The 22349-nt window shown below is 46.5% G+C and carries 19 protein-coding genes and 2 pseudogenes; 11 read left to right on the forward strand and 10 right to left on the reverse strand.

The genetic code is table 11. The features are described 5' to 3' along the window. Window positions 1–238 precede the first annotated feature (238 nt). Window positions 239–490: an ATP-binding protein gene (locus tag QUA47_RS17520; RefSeq protein ID WP_333431685.1), complete on the reverse strand. Its 252-nt coding sequence runs from the start codon at window positions 488–490 to the stop codon at window positions 239–241. 512 nt (window positions 491–1002) lie between these two features. Between QUA47_RS17520 and QUA47_RS17525 the strand changes: the two genes are divergently transcribed. The 5 genes and pseudogenes from QUA47_RS17525 to nadB all read left to right on the forward strand — a co-directional run bounded on the left by QUA47_RS17525 (window position 1003) and on the right by nadB (window position 5703). After that, window positions 1003–1245, forward strand: a complete 243-nt coding sequence (locus QUA47_RS17525) for a hypothetical protein (RefSeq protein ID WP_333431660.1) — start codon at window positions 1003–1005, stop codon at window positions 1243–1245. 12 nt (window positions 1246–1257) lie between these two features. Beyond that, a pseudogene (locus QUA47_RS31030) lies at window positions 1258–1398 on the forward strand (RNA-guided endonuclease TnpB family protein); the annotation flags it as partial. 676 nt (window positions 1399–2074) lie between these two features. Next, the gene (locus tag QUA47_RS17530) at window positions 2075–3034 is read left to right on the forward strand and encodes an adenylate/guanylate cyclase domain-containing protein (RefSeq protein WP_333431661.1); all 960 of its coding nucleotides are present in this window, start codon (window positions 2075–2077) and stop codon (window positions 3032–3034) included. Between the two features lie 252 nt (window positions 3035–3286). Then, window positions 3287–3721 carry a photosystem II complex extrinsic protein PsbU gene (psbU, locus tag QUA47_RS17535; RefSeq protein WP_333404786.1) on the forward strand — a complete coding sequence of 145 codons (435 nt, stop codon included), beginning with the start codon at window positions 3287–3289 and terminating at the stop codon, window positions 3719–3721. Window positions 3722–4050: 329 nt separating this feature from the next. Further along, complete coding sequence (gene nadB, locus QUA47_RS17540) at window positions 4051–5703, forward strand: L-aspartate oxidase (protein ID WP_333431662.1); 1653 nt, start codon at window positions 4051–4053, stop codon at window positions 5701–5703. A gap of 21 nt (window positions 5704–5724) precedes the next feature. On the opposite strand, the gene QUA47_RS17545 is transcribed toward nadB, so the two are convergent. The 4 genes from QUA47_RS17545 to btpA form a co-directional block, all read right to left on the reverse strand. Continuing rightward, a complete protein-coding gene (locus QUA47_RS17545) occupies window positions 5725–5997 on the reverse strand; it encodes a hypothetical protein (protein WP_333431663.1) in 273 nt (90 codons plus the stop codon). Window positions 5998–6570: 573 nt separating this feature from the next. Next, window positions 6571–8673, reverse strand: a complete 2103-nt coding sequence (locus tag QUA47_RS17550; protein ID WP_333431664.1) for a CHASE2 domain-containing protein — start codon at window positions 8671–8673, stop codon at window positions 6571–6573. A gap of 509 nt (window positions 8674–9182) precedes the next feature. Further along, a complete protein-coding gene (locus QUA47_RS17555) occupies window positions 9183–10106 on the reverse strand; it encodes a vitamin K epoxide reductase family protein (protein ID WP_333431665.1) in 924 nt (307 codons plus the stop codon). A 156-nt stretch (window positions 10107–10262) separates the two neighbouring features. Further along, window positions 10263–11150 (reverse strand): photosystem I biogenesis protein BtpA, encoded by an 888-nt coding sequence (gene btpA / locus QUA47_RS17560; protein WP_138921119.1) that lies wholly within the window; start codon window positions 11148–11150, stop codon window positions 10263–10265. 408 nt (window positions 11151–11558) lie between these two features. Here btpA and QUA47_RS17565 point away from each other — a divergent pair, with 408 nt between their 5' ends. Beyond that, window positions 11559–12545 (forward strand): SGNH/GDSL hydrolase family protein, encoded by a 987-nt coding sequence (locus QUA47_RS17565; RefSeq protein WP_333431666.1) that lies wholly within the window; start codon window positions 11559–11561, stop codon window positions 12543–12545. Between the two features lie 282 nt (window positions 12546–12827). On the opposite strand, the gene QUA47_RS17570 is transcribed toward QUA47_RS17565, so the two are convergent. Next, window positions 12828–13880 (reverse strand): Gfo/Idh/MocA family protein, encoded by a 1053-nt coding sequence (locus QUA47_RS17570; RefSeq protein WP_006635844.1) that lies wholly within the window; start codon window positions 13878–13880, stop codon window positions 12828–12830. A 506-nt stretch (window positions 13881–14386) separates the two neighbouring features. On the opposite strand from QUA47_RS17570, the gene QUA47_RS17575 reads away from it, so the two are divergent. Further along, window positions 14387–15043 carry a hypothetical protein gene (locus tag QUA47_RS17575; RefSeq protein WP_333431667.1) on the forward strand — a complete coding sequence of 219 codons (657 nt, stop codon included), beginning with the start codon at window positions 14387–14389 and terminating at the stop codon, window positions 15041–15043. 36 nt (window positions 15044–15079) lie between these two features. Here QUA47_RS17575 and QUA47_RS17580 read toward each other — a convergent pair whose 3' ends face one another. From QUA47_RS17580 to def, 3 genes are all read right to left on the reverse strand, one after another. Next, window positions 15080–16417, reverse strand: coding sequence for a PrsW family glutamic-type intramembrane protease (locus QUA47_RS17580; RefSeq protein ID WP_333431668.1), 1338 nt, complete (start codon window positions 16415–16417; stop codon window positions 15080–15082). Window positions 16418–16717: 300 nt separating this feature from the next. Next, entirely contained in the window at window positions 16718–16918 is a 201-nt protein-coding gene (locus QUA47_RS17585; RefSeq protein WP_199292547.1) for a hypothetical protein, read from the reverse strand. Next, window positions 16918–17478 carry a peptide deformylase gene (def, locus tag QUA47_RS17590; protein ID WP_190659061.1) on the reverse strand — a complete coding sequence of 187 codons (561 nt, stop codon included), beginning with the start codon at window positions 17476–17478 and terminating at the stop codon, window positions 16918–16920. The genes QUA47_RS17585 and def overlap by 1 nt, the downstream gene beginning before the upstream one ends. 101 nt (window positions 17479–17579) lie before the next feature. On the opposite strand from def, the gene QUA47_RS17595 reads away from it, so the two are divergent. Then, window positions 17580–18092 (forward strand): DUF1648 domain-containing protein, encoded by a 513-nt coding sequence (locus tag QUA47_RS17595; protein WP_333431669.1) that lies wholly within the window; start codon window positions 17580–17582, stop codon window positions 18090–18092. Window positions 18093–18336: 244 nt separating this feature from the next. Here the strand turns inward: QUA47_RS17595 and QUA47_RS17600 are convergent. Further along, window positions 18337–18792 (reverse strand): annotated as a pseudogene (locus QUA47_RS17600) (aspartyl protease). 120 nt (window positions 18793–18912) lie between these two features. Between QUA47_RS17600 and QUA47_RS17605 the strand changes: the two are divergent. The 3 genes from QUA47_RS17605 to QUA47_RS17615 all read left to right on the forward strand — a co-directional run bounded on the left by QUA47_RS17605 (window position 18913) and on the right by QUA47_RS17615 (window position 22349). Continuing rightward, window positions 18913–20205 (forward strand): pentapeptide repeat-containing protein, encoded by a 1293-nt coding sequence (locus QUA47_RS17605; protein ID WP_190659067.1) that lies wholly within the window; start codon window positions 18913–18915, stop codon window positions 20203–20205. A 97-nt stretch (window positions 20206–20302) separates the two neighbouring features. Next, window positions 20303–20740, forward strand: coding sequence for a hypothetical protein (locus tag QUA47_RS17610; RefSeq protein WP_333431670.1), 438 nt, complete (start codon window positions 20303–20305; stop codon window positions 20738–20740). A gap of 361 nt (window positions 20741–21101) precedes the next feature. Beyond that, window positions 21102–22349, forward strand: coding sequence for a transposase (locus QUA47_RS17615; RefSeq protein WP_333431671.1), 1248 nt, complete (start codon window positions 21102–21104; stop codon window positions 22347–22349).

The following is a 22349-nucleotide window of genomic DNA, read 5'->3' on the forward strand; positions in this document are numbered from 1 at the left end:
TACCCTCCTTACCAACAGTTAATCTCAGAACAAAAAACCTTAATCCGTCCGATTCGGAGCCTGCTATAAAATTAAATTTATTCAAAACCTTTCTGCTGGGATAGACGTTGACACGCCACAGCTTCTTGCGGTTTTGCCAGATTTATTAAAAATCGCTGATGCTCATAATAATGGGGGGGATGTAAAGTACGCATTTTTCTAACAATTGTTTTTTACACTGCAATTATTAGCAAGGGTTTTACTTGGTAATCCTCACTACTGCTGGCAGTATAATAGTAAAATTAGACCCCTTACCAATCTCGCTTTCAACTAAGGTTTCGCCACCCATAATCCGAGACAATTTTCTAGTAATGGCTAACCCTAATCCAGTACCCCCATACTTTCGTGTAGTTGAAGCATCAGCCTGGGTGAATGGTTGGAACAATTTTCCCATTCGTTCTGGATCTATGCCAAGGCCAGTATCACTTATCTTAAATAAAATATACGGAATGGCTGATTCCTGTTCTTCCCCATCGGCTCTTCAAGATTTTCTATATTTATTTTATACATTAATAGTAATTTGCCATTTTTTTGTAAATTTGCTGGCGTTACTAAGCAGATTAAATAAGCAGGGTTCCCTTAAACCATTGCCTGGTAAGTTTTCTAGCTTGCTTGTTACCCCGCTAGCTCAGTTTTGCTTCATAAAGTGCTATTTACCAGATGCGATTGCCCTGTCACCCAAAACTGCATCATTTGAGTTCACTAAACCTATGCAGAGCATTCATCAACTTCTTTGAAGGACGGGCATCTTTCCCGAAGTTCTAGTCAACGCATGACAAGCAATCAATTCAGTACCCACAAAAAGTACAAATTGTTGGTGATAATTTCCTCACTTTTCTAGGAAAGCTAGAGATTGTTTTTGCTACAATCAACCACAATATCTCAAAATATAAACCGTAAGTAGCATAAAATATTTCGCAAACATTAAGGTTAAATTGTCACCATAAAGCTCGTATAGTGGCCATGGCTCACGAAAAAATGGCAAACACTCGTGAAAACTCCCAGGAAAAATTATCTCCCAAGTTGGTGCAGGAAAACCAAGCCATCGTTGTTGAAAAGGTGGCAGTTAATAACATGGTAAAAAATCATTGCCTAGCCAAAGGAATTAGGGATTGCGGATGGTCTAAATTGACCATAACGTTGAAATACAAGGCTGAAAGAGACGGTAAAACTTACCTAGACCTGGGTCGGTTTTTTGCGCCATAGAGTAAGAGTTGCCACGTAGGTCTGAATCAGGTGGATAGCCTGCCGTTGGAAGTGCGAAGCTGGACTTATTGCAACTGCCAAACTAAGCACGATAGAGATGTGAATTCTGCTATCATTATTGGCGATGAAGGGCTTGGATTATTAGCGTTATGAACTACCACTACTGCCCAGGGACGGAATGTAAGTTCGACGTTTGGAAGGAAATCTTCGATACGATCGGCTGTTCCGATTGAAATTGGAAGCCTACACCATAGGGAGCCGTGGTTGGTGTTGGTAGTTCACAGAACTCTCGATCTGCATACCAGCTCACACCCCCTACCCGCGCCTAGCTCTACCGTGTACAGAGAAGTTGCTCGCTGACCCATATTGTAGAAACCCTGTTTCCTAGAATCTTGATTTCTCGTTTTGCCGAATCAATAACTTAAAATTCAGGAAAATAAGCTTCCTTTCTGAGATTCATGCAAAACTTAGGTTTCAGGAATTGTGTAGAAAGATTTTGGACTTGTGGGTACAGGGTAGCTGGCTAGCCAGAGAGCCATTTTCCCACTTTTTTCTGGTCCATCAAAATAAATAAAAGTTGTCTCCGCTCCGGGGCAGGCAGTATTATCAGGTACAATCTTGGTAGACAGTATGTTTTTACTGGCTGCTTTTGTAGATCGAATCATAAATACCTTCGCTCGCTCGATCGAATTTATGGTTCTGAAATCCTGCAGGGGCTAGGTGCATCGATGATGGACTAAAAAATCTAAAATCTGAAGTCTCAACTCTCAAATCGGTTAATTTTGTGTCGTTTCTAGGACTGTTGTGACGAGTGCAACCCAATCCACATATGGTACTTCGCACAGAAGGCGGCAATCGCTACTTGCCGCTCGCCGGCAGCAATTGCTGGACAGTAGGGCGGAGCGATGACAATAATTTTGTACTGACAGATCGCTGGATTTCCCGTAATCACGCGATGTTACAGCAAATGGAGACAGGAGAGTTCTACCTGATCGACTTGGGCAGCCGCAATGGTTCCTTTGTCAACGGGCGGCGGGTCAGTATTCCTGTCACTCTCCGAAATGGCGATCGGATTATTTTCGGTCAAACCGAATTGGACTTCTACAACCCAACCGCGGGCCATCGGCACGATCCCATACACGATACAGACTCTGAAGATTTTACGGCGACTTTGACGGTGCGTAGCCTGATTAGCGTCATGGTAATGGACATCCGAGACTTTACAGTTTTGACTAGGCAGCTAGACGAAACCCTCCTCTCGGAAGTCATCGGCAATTGGTTCCGCAAAGCAGGACAGATCATTCGCGAACACGGCAGTTGGGTGGACAAATACATCGGTGATGCGATCATGGCAGTCTGGTTCCACAAAACCAGCGGTGTCAGCAGCGAGGAAATGATGCGGATTTGCCAAGCTTTGAGCGAACTGCACAAGGCAACAGACGAACTCAGCAGCCGTTACCCCCTACCTTTTCCTTTGCGAGTCGGGGCCGGAATCAATACCGGTTATGCAATGGTGGGAAATTCTGGCAGCAGCGACCGATCGGACTACACCGCCTTGGGAGATACTGTAAACGCAGCATTTCGCCTGGAGTCTTGCACCAAGCAACTTGGCAAGGATATCGCTGTGGGAGCAACGACCTACCAATACCTGACGCAATTGGGGGCCGAGGGCGCTTTCGAGCCACACACCGTGGCTTTGAAGGGTTACGACACTCCCAGCCTGACTTACGCTGGTACTTATGCTGACTTGAACGCTTTTCTCAAAACGAAAGGAAAGAGTTCTCGATAGCTAGAAAATTGCGTGCAGGGCAAAAATTAACCCTTTAAAATGGCAGTCCGAGTTTTTAATTTGGAGTGCCTTTTATAAACTGGCCTGGGATGCTTAAAAGTCAGTTAATATCATATATCGTCTGCGTTGTCAATACCAAAATGTAAAGTTTATAACAGCCCTCTACCTATTGCGGATTTATCTGAAAAACTGCATAAGCAAAATGGTAGTCTCTACATAAATGCTGTGTATGAAATTGGGAGACAAAACTTCATGAAACGATTGGGTCGTCTATTGGCAGTATTGGGCTTAGTGCTGGGCTGCTTTGCATGGGCTGGAGACCAAAGCGCGATCGCGGCGTCATTAAGCCGTATCGTCTTGCCATCATCCTCGCTCCTAGCTGTTGAAGCTCCGGCTAGAACCAATCGCGCCGATGAGAAGCTTGCCACAGAATACGGCAAAAAACTTGATTTGAACAACAGCGCCGTCCGGGACTTTCGGGAATTTCGAGGGTTGTATCCCACTTTAGCTCGACTAATTATTAAGAATGCTCCTTACGAAAATGTTGAGGACGTACTCAATATTTCAGACTTGACGGATGCTCAGAAAAAAGTGCTGCAAGCTAACATGGACAAATTCACCGTAACTGAGGTTGAATCAGTCTTTATTGAAGGAGACAACAGGTTGAATAATGGTCTCTACGACTAGGTAGCAGCGGGTCTCATTTGAAGGCAGAAGTCATTGGGCAGAAGGCATTCGGCAGAAAGAAAAGATTTTTTTTCTATAGGCTGATGACTTCTGCCTTTAATTTATGCAGACTTACTTTCAACCACCATTGGGCAAAAGCCTGCAAAAATTCCCTAGATTGAAATAAGCGGGTTCCCCAGATTCCTCTGTAGACTCAATTCTTTAATCTAAAATCTAAAATATAAACTCGATCGACTGACATTAGTTCAAGTCCCCAGATTCATCTGTAGACTCAATTCTAAAATCTAAAATCTAAAATCTAAAATCTAAAATTGACTGGCGGCAGACTTATGAGTGACAAATTTGACGTATTGGTAATAGGTGCTGGCGCGGCGGGTTTGTACACAGCACTTTGCCTGCCAGAGCATTTGCACGTGGGCTTGATCAATAAAAATACCCTACCTGTTTCTGCCAGCGATTGGGCTCAAGGAGGGATTGCCGCAGCGATCGCCCCTGAAGATTCGGCAGCACTGCACATTCAGGATACACTGGCTGCTGGAGCCGGTCTTTGCGATTTGGATGCGGTGAAATTTTTAGTTGAGGAAGCTTCAGCCTGCATTGACTCCCTAGTGAGAATGGGCGTTGCATTCGATCGCACCGGCCCAGATTTAGCCCTCACCCTAGAAGCAGCCCACTCCCGCCGCCGAGTTCTCCACGCCGCCGACACTACGGGCAAAGCCGTGATCGCTACGCTGACAGCAAAAGTATTGAACCGCAAAAACATTCAACTCGTATCTCCTGCCTTTGCTTTGAGTCTGTGGCTAGACGAAACCGGGCGCTGCCAGGGGATTAGCTCGATTTGCGGCTCACAAGTCAAGTGGCTGCAGGCCAAAGCCGTAGTGCTGGCGACAGGCGGCGGCGGGCAGGTTTTTGCTCAAACGACCAATCCGTCGGTAAGTACCGGGGACGGGGTGGCAATTGCGTGGCGCGCCGGGGCGCTGCTGCGAGACTTAGAATTTGTGCAGTTTCACCCGACGGCGCTGAGCACAGCGGGCGCGCCTCGGTTTCTCATTAGCGAGGCGGTGCGGGGAGAAGGAGCTCATTTGGTTGACAGTAAGGGATATCGCTTTGCTTTTGACTCTCACCCCAGCGGGGAACTCGCCCCTCGGGATGTTGTCAGCCGCGCTATTTTCCGCCACTTGCAAAAGACGGGGGAACCTCATGTTTGGCTGGATTTGCGGCCGATTGCGGTCGATCGACTGCGCTACAGGTTTCCCAATATTATTCAAGTGTGCGCTGATTGGGGAATTGATATTTTTTCCGAACCGGTGCCGGTGACGCCCGCAGCCCATTACTGGATGGGAGGGATTGTCGCTGACAAGTTTAACCAAACTTCGATTCCGGGTTTGTACGCGGTGGGAGAAACTGCGAGCACGGGGGTACACGGCGCTAATCGGTTGGCGAGCAATTCGCTGCTGGAATGTCTGGTTTTTGGGGCGCAGATGGGACTTTTGCAGCTAGAAGGTGGAACGCCCGAGGCATTGGCCGATCAGTTCGAGGCGGGGGAAATCTTGGAAAAATCGATTTCTGAAAAGGACATTGAGGCGATCGAAAAGTTGCGGGTCGAATTGCCGAACTTGGTGTGGCAGAGTGCGGGAATTTGCCGGGGACAACGGGATTTGGAAAGTGCGATCGTCCAACTTGAGATTTGGCGGCAAGAATTTGCTTCGTTGCCTTTGAGTCAAACGCTTGATAATTTACGGCCCGGACAAATTATTAATTTTTCCCCTGCTGACGCCGAGAATAGCTCGATTTTGCGAAATTGGGGAGAAGTGGGGAATTTATTGGATATCGGCTATTTAATTGTCAAAAGTGCTGCGTTTCGCACTGAAAGTCGCGGCGGTCATTACCGAGTGGACTATCCCCTCACCGATCCGGATTGGTGCAGCCATACTTTAATTAACCAATCGAATTGGTACAAATCTCCGCGAATAGAAGATTGAAAATTTATTGAAAATTTGGGGTCAGCGCGTCCCCGTACCGTCACTTTTGGGGTTCCCGTTCGGGGGTGGTTCGTATTGTTTTGGGTAATTGGGAAACCTAGAGGTTTGTGCAACTGTCCAAACTCTCGGGGTCGATGGCGTGGGACTCTCCCCCGTGCTACTGGCTTTTGTGAAATTGTTAGTTGAGTTGCTGGCAAGTCGAGCCGCATTTGCGGTGCCGACTATATTCACTTGCAGGCAGGCCGCCAGGGTTGCCGTTGTTGTGAGCTGAATCAAAGTACGCATAGTATTCACAGCCTTATTCAAATCACCGCAATAGATCCACGTCTGTACCACCTATTATATCTGTCAATTTCCGTATTTCCACTGATATCTTTACATTTACTTTAATTAACTTTCCTAAGCTTACATAAATTTTTTTACATTGAGGCTTTTTGGCGATTTAAATTTGGTTTCAGGTTGTGATTTATTTTAATAATTTGTTACATTTAGATAAGACAATAACTTGCTCTCATAAGTTTTATATTGGCTAAATCTATCTAATGACAGATGACAGCTTAGAGCATTTTAAATTATGTAATTTTAGATTTTAGATTTCCCTACTTTGGACATTTTTTTGAACGGTTTCAAAAAGCTTAGAGGGCTTACAGTTTCAGGAGCGAGCTATTTTTTTTAGTTAGCTGCACAGGGGACGCATGAAATAACATCTTCCTCACGACCCAATTAGGGTTTGAGATCTAGAAATTGCTCAAATTTTGCGTGAAATAATTGAGATTTTAGATAAAAAATTGAATAATTACAAATGACTTATCAATCTCGGGCTGGGGACTTTACCTACAGTTGCATTATGTTTTTAACGTGTCTTAATTAATAAAAGTGATATTGATTTTTACCGCGTTCTTTAGCACGATACATCGCAACATCGGCATTCTTAACTAAGATCTCTGGCTCTTGACCGTCAATGGGATATAAACTAATGCCAATACTTGTAGTTACAGAAACTGTATGTTCTTCTAAAATAAAAGGCTGCATGATGGCGTCGCAAATTTTTTCCGCTACTTTCGCAGCTTCCTCGCGACCTGGAATTGCGGGCAAAATGACTGTGAACTCGTCGCCGCCCAACCGCGAGATTGTATCGCTGCCGCGCAAGCATTTTTTGAGCCGACTGGCAACTGTTTTTAAGAGTAAATCACCCACATTGTGTCCGAGAGTGTCGTTGATTGACTTAAATCCATCTAAATCTAAAAAGAGTAAAGCTACCAATTCCTGAGTGCTGGAAGCTATTTCTAGAGACCGATGCAAGCATTCGTAGAACCTTTGGCGGTTGGGCAAACCGGTAAGAGCATCGTGATAAGCTTGGTGGCTGAGCTCAGCATTTTTTTGTTCTAGGGCTTTTGCCCGGAGTTGGCGCTCGGTAATATCTCTGATTGCTCCCACTAAAAATAGGTTGCCGGCAGCATCTTTATGCAGGGATCTTTTAGTCGCAATTAGATGCGTAATTCCGTGAGCGTCAGTAAAATATTCTTCATTTTCTCGCGGCTGATGAGTTTGCAATACTAATTCGTCTTGCTGCCAAAATATCTCGGCTTCGGCTTGGGGAAATAAATCGTAATCTGTGCGGCAGGTTAAAATTTCTAAAGGATAGCCAATAAACCGACAATATGCCTGATTCAAAACAACGCAGCGGTGATTTCGATCTTTGACAAAAATTGGGTCGGGAATGGTATCGATTAGCGATTGTAAAAATTCTTTAGACCGTTTTAATTCTTCTTGCAAGTGAGCCAGATAACCCACAACTGCGACACCAGAACCCACAAGACTGAGGATGGGAGGAATTAACGGCAGCCACCAACCTGCTAAGAATGCTAAGTATAAAGTGGCACTCAAACCTAAACAGATACTTAATAAACAGTAAGCCGATCGAGCAAGCGATCGCAAATTCCAACTCACATTTGCTCCCGCCCAAGACCAAAGTAAAATCCACAGCAACTCCGCAGCCTCTGGCAAGACATTGATACCCCCGCGCCCGTCGAGGGCCGCACTCAAAATTTGGCTCAAGAAATGAGCCTGAAGCTCGACTCCCGGTATTTGCTGGGGAGGACCAAACCAACCCGAGCTGTAAGCATTTTGGTAAAAGTCTCTGAGGCTGGGGGCAGTTGAGCCGATCAAGACAGCGCGCGATCGTACAAAATCAGCAGGTACTGTGCCAGAAAGCACATCGCTCATTGATGCAGTGCGAAAACTGCCTCGCGGGCCGCGTAGGTTGGTCAAAATTTGATAGCCGCGGCTGTCCGCTCGAACGTAAGCACCGTCATTCGGTTGAAAAGGCCGAAAAACCCCCTTGCCTAACTGCAAGTATTTAGGATTGGCTTTTGCGGATTGAGGGGAAATTCCTTCGCTTTTGAGGTAAAGCAAAGCCAGTCTGAGTGCAAAACTTTTATGAGTTTTGCCGTCTCCGGGCCAAGCGTAGAGCAAAGTTCGCCGCACTTTTGAGTCAGCGTCGATGACAACATTGTTGAAACCAATTCGATCGAGCTTGTCAAGTACCGGAGGTGGCCGAACTCCGAACCTGGTTTCGTCTGGCATCAACTCAATGCCAATTAAGTTGGGAATATTTTTAAAAGAGTTGACCAATTCCGCGTTACCCGGTTGAGTTGGCAAATCTCGGTAAACGTCGAGGCCGATCGCCCGCGGCTTGCCAGCGTGCAATTTTTGCAGCAATTGGGCCAATATAGCATCGGAAATTGGGTAGCCGTATTTTTGTAAGTCAGCTTCTTTAATTTCTATAATGACGATGCGCGAGTCAATTGGTTCGGCCGGCCGCCAGCGCACAAACTGGTCGAAAGCAGCCCATTCCCACACCTGAAAACATCCGAACCAGCGCATTACAATGACCGTACTAGCAACGGCACTCGCAGTAATCAATACTCGGCGTTCTCGTTCGACCCATTTTTTGATAGTTTTTAGCATATTTTGGGGATTTGGGCCTCGCCCTTTGAGCATCTAAACTACTACTACGTATAGGTTTTACATCTCCAGGGCGATCGGCTCAGTCGATTTTAGATTTTAGATTATCCAATTTTTTTGTTTTTCGGTGCGGGCGAGTCGATTTTAGATTTTAGATTTTAGATGTTAGATTATCCAATTTTTTGGTTTTTCGGTGCGATCGGGCTGCAAGAGGAGAAACCGGGTTTCGCAACCAAAATATGTCATTTCAACAATCATTCTGGAAGCAGAAACCCGGTTTCTTGCTTTTATGTAAAAGTTTTAGTAATTATTCACCGATCTAAATACTAGAAACCCACAACTTCTTTTAAACTTTTTTCGTTCTCACTAATTTTTACTATTTTTTTATTTATTATAGATGCCACATTTTAGATTGATTTCGCAGTACGAGCCAAGGATAAACTAAGTTAAAAACCCGGATATTTCCAGCGAATCAATCTAAAATCTGTCATCTATAATCTCAAACTTTTCTGTCAGTTTTGAAAGTTGCGCGGGCCGGTGTAACCAGATAAGTCAGAGAGTTTCTCCAAAGATTGGATTCCCGAATAAAACTGACCTTTAATTTCCCAAGTCGGGAAACCTTTAACATTCGCAGCAGCAGCTTGGCAAATTTCAGCGCGGGAATTTTGCCCCCTGGGATCGCATTCAACGTAATCGATTATGGCAGCACCTTCTTTACCAAAAAGCATTTTTTGGTCGTGGCAGTGGGGACACCAGTAAGCGCTGTATTGTTTAGCGCCAATTTGTCGGAGGTGGCGGGCCAAAGCAAGTTGTGCCGGGCCAGAGATTGTAGTGACGGGAGGAGGTGCAATACCGGGGGTAGAGACAGTAGAGACAGGTGCGCTGACGCTGTTATAAAGTCCCAAGGCGCCGATCGAACTCACCATTGCCACCAAAATGCCTGTAAACACCAACTGTCCGATATCTTCCCACTCGCGCCCGACTAGCACCAGCACAAACAGCGACAGCGAAAATAAGGCAGAAGTGATGCAGTAAATGCACAGTTCCTGAATTTCAAAAGCCATCACATACATCAAATAGCTGCTGAAAATTACCAGCGCAGCGGTGATGATAAATAGCGCTTGCCAAGTGTTTTTTTCTAGTTGAGAGTGCAGTCCTTTCTGGGTGTCGGGATTTACAGCTTTGGGAGCTAATGCCAGGATTGCTATGCTTAGGTAAGCCAGACAGCCTAACAAACTTAAAGGCACTGTGCCAAAGACTGTAGCGTAGGGACTGTTGAGAACTTTGTCGCAGCCGCTGGTGGGACAAATAACCGAGCCAGTCGTGAATTTAGCGATCGTGAGATAGGCCGTTTCTACGACGCCTATGGCTGCGATCGCTGCCATCACAGTCCGAGACCAGCGATGAATCCAAGGGGTTGAACGTCGGCGAATCATTTTTTGATTTGGTAATTTGGGAATTGTTGACTGTTGACTGTTGACTGTTGACTGTTGACTGTTAATTGTTAACTAATGACTGATGACTGATAACTGATAACTGATGACTGATGACTACTGACTACTGCCAACTGCCAACAGTCAACAATTCCCATTTTACGTTTTACTTGTGACTTTGCCCGGTTCCGGTGTTGGCCCTCTTGAGCCATTAGCATCTCTATTTTCCTGTTCGCGCTCTTTCTGTGACAAGCTGCGGCGGGCGGCTTCTACAAACTGACTGACGCGGATCGGATCGATAGGCTGCTCGATGCGGCCGTTTCGTTTCAGGGAACTCGATACGATTACGCCGTCAGCGGCCTGCATGAGGGTGGAAATGTTTTCCCACGAGGCGCCGCTGCCGATGAAAACTGGAATTCCCGCCGCTGCTGCACTCGCGAGTTCTAAGTCTTCGAGATTGGGAGGGCTACCTGTTGTCCAGCCCGAAAGGATTACGGCGTCGGCTAAAGCTCGCCCGATCGTCTCTTGGACGGCTGTGGTCAAGTTGGGGCTGCCTAGGGGTCGCCCGTGCTTGACTAACACGTCTGCTAATATTTTGACATCGCTGCCCAATTCCCGGCGGTAGCGCAGTAGCTGGTGAGCTTGGCCTTCAATTAAGCCTTGGTCTGTAGCCATGATGCCGTTGAGGACGTTGACGCGGATGAATTGAGCTCCTGTGCAGGAGGCGATGGCGATCGCGCTGTGGGCGTCGTTTCGCAGCACGTTAACGCCGATCGGCAGCGTCACGAGATTTGTTAGCCTCTCAACTACCAGAGTCATGGCACTTACCACAGCCGGATCTACGCTGTCTTTGGCAAAAGGAGCGTCGAAAAAGTTCTCGACTATGATACCGTTTGCGCCACCAGAAGCCAGCGCTGTAGCCTCTTGCTCGGCTCTTCCGATAATAGCTTTGAGGTTTCCGCCCCAGCGGGGAGAAGTTGGCAAAGGCTGTAAATGTACGACACCGATTATGGGATTCGGCGTTTTGAATATTTGTTTTAAGTCCACGGATTTTCCTGAAACCACCAAGTTCACTGACGGCTGACGGCGGATTTTGACGGTATATTCTAGAATTCTATATCCACGAGGGCGATCCGGTTGACTTAATGGGCTTGCCAAGTTGCTCAAAGCCCGACGGCATAACATTTTAGATTTTAGATTTTAGATTTTAGATTTTACAAGGACGACCTACTTACTTCACTCCAAGAGGGATACTTGCTTAAAGACAGGAGTCCTAGAAAGCAAAAAAAGTTTAGATTTTAGGGAGATTTCCCAGATTCATCTGTGGAGTCAATGCTTTAATCTTTAATCTAAAATCGACTGACTACAATCGGGGTTGAGAGCTTGACTGCAGTTGCATTCTTTTTTATACCTTGGTGTCGGCAGGGGTTTATCCTTCTCTATCGAGGTTAAGTGGTGAAAGTTGTTCTCATAATTTTGGCTGTCACCGCAGGATTGGGGGTGGCAATCGAAGTGCTCCTGCGGGTGCTGCTGGGTTTTGGTAATCCCTTGATTTATATTGCCGATGCCGAGTGTGGCTATTTGTTGGCGCCCAACCAGAAGGTGCGTCGCTTGGGCAACCGGATTGAGATTAACGAGTATTCGATGCGTAGCGGAGCGATCGCCCCTACACCCCCTCCAGAAACTCTGCGTGTTTTGCTGTTGGGAGATTCTGTCGCCAACGGCGGTTGGTGGACACATCAGACAGATACGATCTCGGAAATTATGGCTCGAAATTTGAGACTGCTAGTACAGAATCTGGCGAACACTACACAATTAGGTTCACAAGTCAACTATTCAAATTTTGAAGTTCTCAACGCCTCAGCCAATTCTTGGGGGCCGAGGAATCAACTTGCCTACGCCAAGCGCTTCGGTGTTTTTGGGGCAAAGGCTTTGGTTTTGCTGCTCAATACGGACGATTTGTTTGCATCGGCTCCCTGTGATCTGGTTGTGGGGCGCGATCGATCTTACCCGGATCACAAACCCCGAGCGGCTACGCTAGAGTTATTGAGCCGCTACCTGCTACCTGCAGTGCCGACTCGCCAATGGGCAGCACCCGGAGCCACAAGCGACGATGTAGTAGGCTGCAACTTAGAGGCTATTCGCCAAATCCAGAAAATAGCTGTATCCGCCAACGTCGAGTTTTTGCTAGCCGTCACGCCCAAGCGGGGCGAACTCGGCGGCCCGGGCCCTCGCGACTGGGAAGTCAATGCTAGAGCGCGTCTCGCCGAACTCGTAGAAACAGAGAAAATTACTTACATAGATTTTCTTCCCATTTTCAATTGTGCGACCGAATTTCCAACTTTGTATCGAGACAGCATTCACCTGAGTCCTCAAGGAAATCAGCTAGTTAGCAAAACCATCAGTCGTCAAATAGTCGGTCTTTTTTGGCATAAATCGTGACTTCACCTAAAGACGGATAGTTGCCCACGACTTCTGTTGTCGAGAGCAAAAAAGTTGAAACCTTAGTTCAAGCCCCCAGATTCATCTGCAGAGTCAATCTAAGATCTAAAATCGCTCGACCGATCGCAACTCGACGCTCGCACTCGCCGAACTTCTCACGCCGAATAGTCCAATCTCAAATCGACTGACATCGAATCCGGTTGCATGGGAACAGTTACCCTCTTCAACGAACAACAAACCCAAACTGTAAAAGCACCCGGAAACGACACGATTTGTCTCGATTTAGCTAACTTGCAAAGTAGACTCTAGCTCTTTCGGATACCAAGCTTGACCGTCGAGAGCCATTTGCTCAATCAAACTCGCAAGCCGCAGAGCTTTGAGAGCTTGTTCTCCTCCCACAGAAGGTTGATTTCCACCTCGCACGCAATTAATAAAATGCTCCAATTCTGCGTGGAGCGGTTCAATATTGCTGGTGTAAACTTTCTCGATCAACCCATCTTGACGGTAAAGCACCTGACCGTAATCCGTCACGTAATTGGCGGTTGTTTGTCGGTGAATCAAGATTTCGTTGTTGAGAAAATCTGCCTCTGTCAGAGAATTCTTGCAGTGAGCCACGATTGAACGGAGTTTGCGGTGCGTCACCTTACTGGCAGTCAGGGTGGCCACAATGCCGTTAGCAAAGTTCAACGTCGCTGTCACGTAGTCTAAATAACCTGAATCTGAGGCCCTGCTGCCGCTGGCCGTCAGCTTCACCACTTGGGAATCTGCCAATTCCAAAAGCAAGTCGATGTCGTGGATCATTAAATCCAAAACTACCGATACGTCGTTAGCCCGCTGGGAATAGGGACTCATCCGGTGAGCTTCCAATGCCAGTAACTCTTCAGTTTTCAGCACTTTGCCGAGTTCCTGAAAAGCTGGATTGAAGCGCTCGATGTGACCCACTTGTAAAATCCGGTGGGCTTCAGCAGCCGCGTTGACCAAAGATTCGGCTTCGGCAATGCTAGCCGCGATCGGCTTTTCAATTAAAACGTGAACACCCGCTTGGAGACAAGACATCCCCACAGGGTGATGCAGGCGAGTTGGAACGGCGACGCAAACTGCATCTACGTGGGCGAGCAAATCTCGGTAGTCTTCAAAGAAGCGAACCCGGTATTTGCTTGCTACATCTATTCCCCGCTCTACATTTATGTCTGCAACACCCACGAGTTCGATATCTTTTAGCAAGCTCAGAACTCGCGTGTGATGCTGGCCCATATTGCCAACCCCAATCACCCCAATGCGGAGGGGTTCGGGTTGACTTCGCTGGGCGAAAACGTTTGCGTATCCCAATGACATCCTATCTAGCACTCCTGGATTCTCCTCCACCACCACAGGAATCAAGCCCCTTGGCTTCCCTCAGCTACTCACAGCCATCCAGATAGTACCACAGTCAAACTATTTGTGAAGAATTTCTAAGTTAAGTTGCGATTGTCGCATCAGGTAATTAAGCAGTAGCTCCTCATACACAAGGGCAGAATACAGCGGTAAAATGTCTGGAAATTGCGTATTGACAATATTTATTAAATGTGTATACAGAGCGGGACGATCGTCCGCAGCATCGCCACAACACAAACCCCTCGGAATATTTGGCGATTACGATAAAACATTTTTCTAGTTTGTGTTCAAAAGTAATAGTGAAAGTCATAAATTATACAAATACAACAGACGACGCATCCGTATTAGTTCGGTTATTTACATTCGGCAATCTTTGACTTCAAAAAAATTTACTTTAAGAATGCGGATAATTACGGGCGATCGCTCACTTAAATAAACTAGACTTACGTAAAGTTTAATAAAAAATAATGAGTCACAAACAAATACCCAGATTAGGAAGTGCGATCGCTAGCACAATTTTAAGTGTGTTTTCAGCGGTGTCATTGGTAGGAGTAGACAAAGCACAAGCCGCCATACTCAACTACACTTTCGATGTGGAAGATGTTCCAGCTAGCGGTTTTTTTAAGGTGGATAACTCCTCGCTTACAGGAATAGGAGATGAATCAATTGCCGTTTCCGAGGGAAGAGCATACAATTTAATTCTTGGCTCTTCTTTTGAAGGAAGCAAAGAATACTACAATTTGGCAGGGTTTACAGCTTCATTTTATCAAGGGGATTTTCTCGGACTGAATGGTTATGGCTACGACACAGGGATCAGTGAATATATCAGTCCTCCAGACGAACCAGGAGGGCCTTATTTCTTCAGGCGGGAGGGCAGGGCAAGTTGGTCTATGGGTATTAACGGGGTGTATCCTCTGTTCTGGGGTTATACGGAGGTATATATTACGTCCAGTTATAGTGAGCCATACTTCGACGGGAGAAGGATCTATTACGATACCCCTGTTTCTTACACTCTAGTTAATACCGAACCCGAACCTGTTCCCGAGCCTCTCACCGCTGGGGCGGCAGCTCTAGCATTGGCAGGTTTAAGCTGGTTAAAACACAAGAAAAAAATGGCAGCTTGAAGTGCGATCGCACCTCAACAATTAAGCACTCAGAAGTCACTTTTCCAAGAATATTCGAGTTGCAAAATTTTGCTCTCGATTGGGAGATAGAGCTCTGGCTTTCAAAATCGCGGCTACCAAAAAGGCATAGGACAAAACTCCCACCAAGGCCAGCAAAAGTACGCTGACGGCTCCCGACGCATTCCACAAAGCGTGAAGTGCCGAAGCGCTGAAATAACCTACGCCCAAAATAGGCCAGCGCTTCCTGGGTTTAAGTGCGCTCAAACCGATAAAATATCCCAAATAGCCGCTGTAAGCCATGTGTCCGGCGGCGGAACCCAAAATGCGGGGAATTAGCAACTGCAATCCTACTAATTGTCCGGCCTCCGCCCCTGCTTGCAGGGTGACATTTTGGATGACATTGGGAACGTACTGTCCCAGAGTTTCTAACAGTGTAAAGCCGACTGCCGAAGCACTTCCTAACAGAATTCCGTCTAAAGGTTCCCAAACGCCGATTCGATCGCGCCACGGATTTCGCAGCCAATTTCCCAGCAGCATCGCTCCCAAAACGGGCAGGGCTTTCAGCAATTCTTCCATCAGACCCGCCCCGAAAAACATTCTGTTCAAAAAAGGCAAAAAACTGATTGTTTCGCCTGCAGTTGGCAGGCGGCCGGGCAAAATTTCTCTAAATACGAATATAAATCCAATTAATAAGGGGCTGATCACAATCAGGACTGTAGCTAACGCCGAACCAAGCAATACCCACCAAGGCTTGTGTTTGCCGCACAGTTGATAGATAAAGTAGTAAGCCGCACCGGCGAGGTAAGCTGACAGCAGCAAATTGAATGCTGCGGAATTTCCAACTGCGACAAACATCGACACGACAACAATAACTGTGGCAATACCTGGATATAAGTAAGCTTTTTGGCTTAATTGTTTGCCAGTGGAGGCGATCGGGAATAATTGAGTTAAAGTGAGAACGTCTTTTTCGCTACCAGCAAAATTGCCCCTTTGTGGTGCTCTTAATCCGGGTTTATTTTGGTAAGGGGTTACGGGAGATTCAAATATAAATTCAGGGCCGTCAAGGCCGAGACTGATGCGATCGCCTGTTTCTAAAGTTTGGCAGCCAGAGAGCTTTTTCCCGTTGATATAAGTTCCGTTAGCGCTGTTGAGGTCGCAAATTTCCCATCTCGTCACAGTACCCTGAGTTAGGGGACGGATCGTGGCGTGGCGACGGGAAACCATGCCGTGATTGATCGACTCTAAAGCTATTTGACAATTGCGATCGCGTCCGATGACCAATTCCCCATCTTCACAAAGTTGGTACTTGGATGCTGGCGTTCCCGCAGCGTCTTTGGCTGGCACTTGTCGCAGAAATCCGATTTCATTAGTCATGAGTTATGAGTCATCAGTCATCAGTCATTAGTCATGAGTTATGAGTGCGCGAGGTGTTAGCTGATGTTATTTTTGGGCAGTCTTTACTCCACAGTGATTAGTGATGAGTTCGCGAGCTGTTAGCTGATGTTATTTATCCGCTATTTTTCTGCCACAGTTATTAGTTGTTAGGTGCTAACTAATGACTAATAGACATCTCCAAAAATTCTTGTGGGGATTAAGGGTTAGGCATCCTGCCTGCCCAAAACCTACTTTTCTGGAGATGTCTAATGACTAAAAACTCATGACTAAAAACTCTGCTTATAGATTTGCCCTGGCATCCTGAACGGCTGCATAGAAAAATATGCCCGTTAGCGGTACGCTCAGGGCGAGGATGATGCCCGTGACTAAATTGCCAAGTTGAGCTTCTCCCGATGACAGCTCAAAGATGGAGCCGACTGCCGCGATCGCAGTGATGCACGAAAGAGCTAAGAGTAAACCACTTTTCGGAGTTCCTGCCATCATACTGATTTTACTGCCTTGGGCGAAAATTTATGCTTGACTAATGCTTCATTTAGTGCCAGCTTGTTTTCTACTCTGTCTACAAACAGCACTCCGTTGAGGTGATCCATTTCGTGCTGAATTGCCCTCGACAGTAACTCTGTTGCTATCAGGGTTTGTGGGCGACCGTATTCGTCGCGGTAGGATACTTCAATGACTTCTGGGCGTTTGACTTCTAAATAAACTCCCGGAATGCTCAAACACCCTTCTTGCAAGATGCAGATATCGCCGCTGCTACTTTTGATGGTGGGATTGATCAAAACGATTGGGGGTGTTGCGGGGTTTTCCGGGTCGCAGTCGAGGACGATTACTTGTTTGTGGACTCCGACTTGGGGGGCGGCCAAACCAATACCGTCGGCGCTGTACATGGTTTGCAGCATTTCTCGGACTAGCTGCCGAATTTCTGCATCAACGCTTTTGACGCGCTTTGCTGGCTGCCGCAGGACGCGATCGCCTAATGTGTGTATTGTTAGGGGCGGTTTTTCTAACTTTTTCTTTTCAATCAAGACCTGAGCCGTCATAGAACCTCGCGGGATGTTTGGAAACCCCCAACGAAAGCTGTTGGGGGATGAAATTGGAACCAATACTATTATTTTCAATATTAATCTAATTTTAAGTAGCCATGACTGGAAACGCACCAAACCAACGACCGATTATTTCTCTGAGGCTTTCGCCTGTTTTAGTGGCAGTAGAGCTTTTCGGTGCGATCGCGATTTTGCTGGCTGTTTTGCTCATCGTCAAGTTTTGGGCCGTTTTGCCCGATCGAATTCCGATTCATTTCAGCTTAGGGGGGCTGCCTGATGCTTGGGGCGACAAGGTGACGATTTGGCTCGTGCCGGCGGTTGCTGCCATTATTTTTGCGGTTTTAACTGCGGTTTCGCGCTATCCCCATACTTTTAATTATCCGGTACGGATTACTTCTGAGAACGCTCACCGGCAATATCGGTTGGGCAGAGGCCTTTTGGCTTGGCTGAAGGCGGAGATTTGCTGGCTGTTGGCGTTTGTGGTGCGACAGCAAATTCTTGTCGCTTTGGGCAATGCTCAAAGGTTTAGTGTGGAGTTAGTTTTGGGGATAATTGTTTTGATATTTGGGACGGTTGGCGTGTATTTGCTCAAGGCTTATTCTGCTCGCTAGATGTAGGGAAAAAAACTTACCTATACCAAAAAAAAACATTTTTCGATTGCTTTTATTTAACCGATGTTAATAATATATAACATCTCACTAATCGAGAGAACTCGTTTGTGATGAGGAATAAATTACTCAAATTTTTTTGAGAAGTTTAGTTCTCACTATAAACATTTTTGATGGCGGATAATTGACGGGGAATGATAGGAATCACAGGCGACAAGTTTGTGCTATGATGGTAAACGCCGATCGACTAACCCATCAGATATGTTTGCTGATTGTTCATCGGCAATACTCGCAACCGTCGATTTTTCAAATCAGGTTCTAAGCCTAGTTATTCCATGGGAATCACGCCCCGCAAAACAGCAGAAACGCCTTCGGGTAACTCTAAACAATCAAATCTGCCTTATCTCCCCTCTACAATAATTTGAGCGCCTGCAAAAATTCGACCTTTTTTGATTCCCGCTGATGTTTCTACATCTCTTTCTCCTACTTGTCTTAAACCTAGTTGGCTAATAATAGGAGCTGGCAAGGAAAGCAGAGTCGCTCCGGTATCGACAACAACGTTATCGAGGATAACAGAGCGAACTTCCTCAGCAGCAATGAATCCCCGTTCAGCCATAAATAGATCTATGAAATTCGTGACGGTGATTGTAGTGATTACTTGACCCATTTGTTTTTCTGGCAGATTGGGGAGTACCAGGGTCATAATATGTGACCTCTTTGAGTATAATTAGTGGATATTTCTATTGTAATGCTATCTAGAATCCTGCGAAAGTTAGTTAAAATCGTTTTAGTAATCGGCCAAAATTAGAACTTGCCTCAACGCATGACACCAGAAAACAACTCTTCTCAACCCAATCGCCCTGAATCTAACGTGACTGTAGAAAGTCTCAACGGTGCGAGCCCTACTGCGCCACCAGAATCAGGGACAATCGTCGCTACTGCTGAACCGAAAAAACCGATACCGCCGCCTCCAACTCGCAAGGTTTTATTGCCGCAGCAGCCGGAACAAACGACTACTGAGAAGTCTGGGTCCGTGGTGACGCTGGGGTTGATCGCAGCGATGATTTTTGGGCTGGCCAATGACAATATTTGGCTGGGCTTAATTGGCGCCATCGGTGCGATCGGCATATCGCTGCGGCTGATGTGGCCGAGTTGGGGCAAAATCTGGGCGCAGGTAATTCCGCCGACTTGGCGCACTCTGATCGTCGCCTGCTTCGGGCTTTTAGCTGGGATTGTTGGCTTGCTGATGCTCAGCGGTAGTAATACTGAACCGGGAAGCCGCAACATCCAAATCAACTGGGACGCCATCGGCGCTCTCGGCGAGCTGATCGGCGCTTTGGGCCAAATTTTGATCGCAATTTTGGGCGTTTACGTGGCTTGGCGGCAGTACGTGATCTCGAAAGATTTGACGATTCAGCAAAACAGAATTACGCAGCAGCAAACGATCGATGCTTATTTTCAAGGGGTTTCGGACTTAGCGCTTGACGAACAAGGGTTTTTGGAAGACTGGCCGCAGGAAAGGGCGATCGCAGAAGGCCGCACGGCTGCAATTATGAGCAGTGTAGATGCTGAAGGTAAAGCTAAAATTCTGCGGTTTTTGTCGCAGTCTAGATTGGTTACTCCTCTGAAGCGCGATCGGCTTTTAGGCCGCCCCATCCTTGACGGTGACGGCGGCTACGCTGAAGATAGAGATCACGGTATCCGTGTTATCGATCTCAATGTCATGTTAGCGGGTGCTGACCTGGCTGGCACTGATTTGCGGTGGACGGATTTGAGCGAAGCCAACCTCGTCCGCGCCAATCTCAGCAAGTGCGATTTAGTGAAAGCCAACCTCTCCCGCGCTGTCTTGTACGACGCCAATCTTGCTCGCGCCGACATGAGAGGCGCCGCATTATTCTACGGCTCGGCAGAAACTGCATCTCCCCGCAGCCGTACCGAATTTCCCAACTATCAAACGGGTGAACATACCGGCGCTGTGGTTGAACATGCTGATTTCACCGGTGTCAAGCGGCTGTCGGACGAGCAGCGCTATTACTGCTGCGCTTGGTGTGGCTCTAAGTCGAGAGAGACTATTCCCGGTGGCTGCGAAGGAATTCCCAATAAACTCGGACGTTAAAATTAGCAGTACGCCTGTACTTACGTATATATTTGGCTAGCGCTCGGCAGCGGACTATACTTTAATTTTAAATCTACAGTCTTGCGCTGTTTTAGCCATGGCAAATACGGATTTAGGGCTAGAAGTAATTCCGCGCCTGGAGCGCTCCAAAAGCAGGGACGGGTTAATTTTTGTAATTGCTATGTGGTTTCTGAGCCGATCGATAATTGCGCTCGGGATGCAGCTAATTACTCCTTTAGTCTGCAAAAACCCGCCCCTGTATGATCCCCGGCCACCTCGGGATTTTGTAAGCGGCTTCCTTCCCAAAAGTGGCTGGGAACAGTTTTCGCACTGCGACGGTAAATGGTACCTCGAAATCGCTAATTTAGGCTACAGCTATGCAGAGGACGAGCAGCAGCATTCTGTAGCTTTTTATCCCCTATTTCCTTTGCTGATACGCGGGTTGACGACTCTTGGAATGCAAGTGGAATTAGCAGGGGCACTAATGAATAGTTGGGCGTTCTTGGGGGCATTATTGGTGGTTGCAAGCTGTTAGTAAAGTTGCGATGGCTTTGGGCGGTGGCTATTTGTTGTCGTAGTTGCGAAAAAGGCTGAGCATTACAGTCGTCTGTTTCGGTTTTTGCTCTTTAGCACTACTAATAAACTCCGGTGCTCTGCAATCGGTTTACCCATAACAGCAAGAAGGCTCACACTGTACCTGTACCCAGGGAGCGTGCCCTTGATGAATTGCGCGTGAGGCTTCCGGTGAGCGTCAGCCGAACCGTTGACGACAGTCCTCTGACCAATGCGATAGCGAGGTTCTCTGACAGGTCGGAAACGAGCAAAATATTTGTTGTGAGTTGACATATTTTTAATTTCTGTTACCATGAATATGTAAACACGGTAAGGTCGATGCCATGTACAGAGCAGTGAAAGTCAGAATTTATCCTACCGACGAGCAGGAATCCTACTTGGCTCAATGTTTTGGCAATACTCGATGGTTGTGGAATTATCTGCTCAATGCCACTACTACCGCGTATAAAGAAACTGCCAAAGGTCTTTCTAAAGCTGCGATGGACAAGTTGCTTCCTGGTTTGAAAAAGGAATATGAATGGTTAGGACTGGCTTATAGTCAGGTCTTACAACGAGTAACATTCAATCTTTCAAGCGCGTTTGTAAACTTTTTTGAGGGACGCGCTAAATTTCCTAGATTCAAATCTAAACATGGTAAGCAATCGATTCAATATCCCCAAAATGTGAAACTAATACCACAGGATTCTGTAATCAAGTTTCCTGGTAATTTGGGGTTAATGAGAACCGTGTTTCACCAAGACCTTCCTGATGGTAAATTCACGACTGTAACAATATCAAGAAACGCAGATGGTAGGTATTATGCTTCTATTCTTTTTAACCAAGAACATACGCCCGTAGTCGCAATTAGAGAAGCTATCGGTGTTGATTTGGGGTTGAAAAACTTTGCTATAACTTCAGATGGTTCAAAATACAACCTACCTAAGAAGCAATTGGCCAAGCTAGAAAGGAATAGAAAACGCAAACAAAAGAAATTAGCCCAAAAGACGGATAAAACATCTAACAAGCGTCGCAAGGCTAAACTTTTAGTTGCCAAAGTATCTAGCAAAATAGCTAGAGTAAGAGAAGACTTCCTACACAAGCTATCTCGCAAAATAGCCTACGAAAACCAAGTTATTTGTGTAGAAGATTTGGCAGTTAAGAATCTGGTTAAAAATCCCAACTTGGCAAAAGCAATATCAGACCAAGGATGGGGAATTTTTCTAACTATGCTCAAGTACAAAGCCGAAAGATTTGGTCACACCTACCAAGAAATAGGGCGGTTTTTCCCATCTTCTCAACTTTGTAGCGAGACTCTACTACCCATCCCAATACTGCAAAAAGGATATGATTCATTGGGTGTAAGACTTGTAGATTGTCCTCACTGTCAAAAGCGGCATGATAGAGACATCAACGCTGCAATAAATATTAAAAACGAAGGCTTGCGAGTTTTGGCGTTAGGAACTAGCGCTTCTGCCCTTGGAGGGGATGTAAGACCAAAGCCATCAGGACGTAAAAAATCCATGAAGGCTGAGGCAATCCCCGTTGAATTGGGAAGCCCACACCCTATCTGTACTCAGATGGGTGTTGGGTAG

This window comes from Microcoleus sp. MON2_D5, assembly GCF_036701905.1.
Classification (GTDB): Bacteria; Cyanobacteriota; Cyanobacteriia; order Cyanobacteriales; family Microcoleaceae; genus Microcoleus.

Excerpts from the sequence above, each read along its gene's own strand:
- nadB (WP_333431662.1), top strand. The coding sequence starts at position 4,051 with ATGAGTGACAAATTTGACGTATTGGTAATAGGTGCTGGCGCGGCGGGT.
- QUA47_RS17610 (WP_333431670.1), top strand. The coding sequence starts at position 20,303 with ATGGCAAATACGGATTTAGGGCTAGAAGTAATTCCGCGCCTGGAGCGC.
- QUA47_RS17530 (WP_333431661.1), top strand. The coding sequence starts at position 2,075 with ATGGTACTTCGCACAGAAGGCGGCAATCGCTACTTGCCGCTCGCCGGC.
- psbU (WP_333404786.1), top strand. The coding sequence starts at position 3,287 with ATGAAACGATTGGGTCGTCTATTGGCAGTATTGGGCTTAGTGCTGGGC.
- QUA47_RS17605 (WP_190659067.1), top strand. The coding sequence starts at position 18,913 with ATGACACCAGAAAACAACTCTTCTCAACCCAATCGCCCTGAATCTAAC.
- QUA47_RS17595 (WP_333431669.1), top strand. The coding sequence starts at position 17,580 with ATGACTGGAAACGCACCAAACCAACGACCGATTATTTCTCTGAGGCTT.
- QUA47_RS17575 (WP_333431667.1), top strand. The coding sequence starts at position 14,387 with ATGAGTCACAAACAAATACCCAGATTAGGAAGTGCGATCGCTAGCACA.
- QUA47_RS17550 (WP_333431664.1), bottom strand. The coding sequence starts at position 8,673 with ATGCTAAAAACTATCAAAAAATGGGTCGAACGAGAACGCCGAGTATTG.
- QUA47_RS17615 (WP_333431671.1), top strand. The coding sequence starts at position 21,102 with ATGTACAGAGCAGTGAAAGTCAGAATTTATCCTACCGACGAGCAGGAA.
- QUA47_RS17570 (WP_006635844.1), bottom strand. The coding sequence starts at position 13,880 with ATGTCATTGGGATACGCAAACGTTTTCGCCCAGCGAAGTCAACCCGAA.
- QUA47_RS17585 (WP_199292547.1), bottom strand. The coding sequence starts at position 16,918 with ATGGCAGGAACTCCGAAAAGTGGTTTACTCTTAGCTCTTTCGTGCATC.
- QUA47_RS17555 (WP_333431665.1), bottom strand. The coding sequence starts at position 10,106 with ATGATTCGCCGACGTTCAACCCCTTGGATTCATCGCTGGTCTCGGACT.
- QUA47_RS17525 (WP_333431660.1), top strand. The coding sequence starts at position 1,003 with ATGGCTCACGAAAAAATGGCAAACACTCGTGAAAACTCCCAGGAAAAA.
- QUA47_RS17580 (WP_333431668.1), bottom strand. The coding sequence starts at position 16,417 with ATGACTAATGAAATCGGATTTCTGCGACAAGTGCCAGCCAAAGACGCT.
- def (WP_190659061.1), bottom strand. The coding sequence starts at position 17,478 with ATGACGGCTCAGGTCTTGATTGAAAAGAAAAAGTTAGAAAAACCGCCC.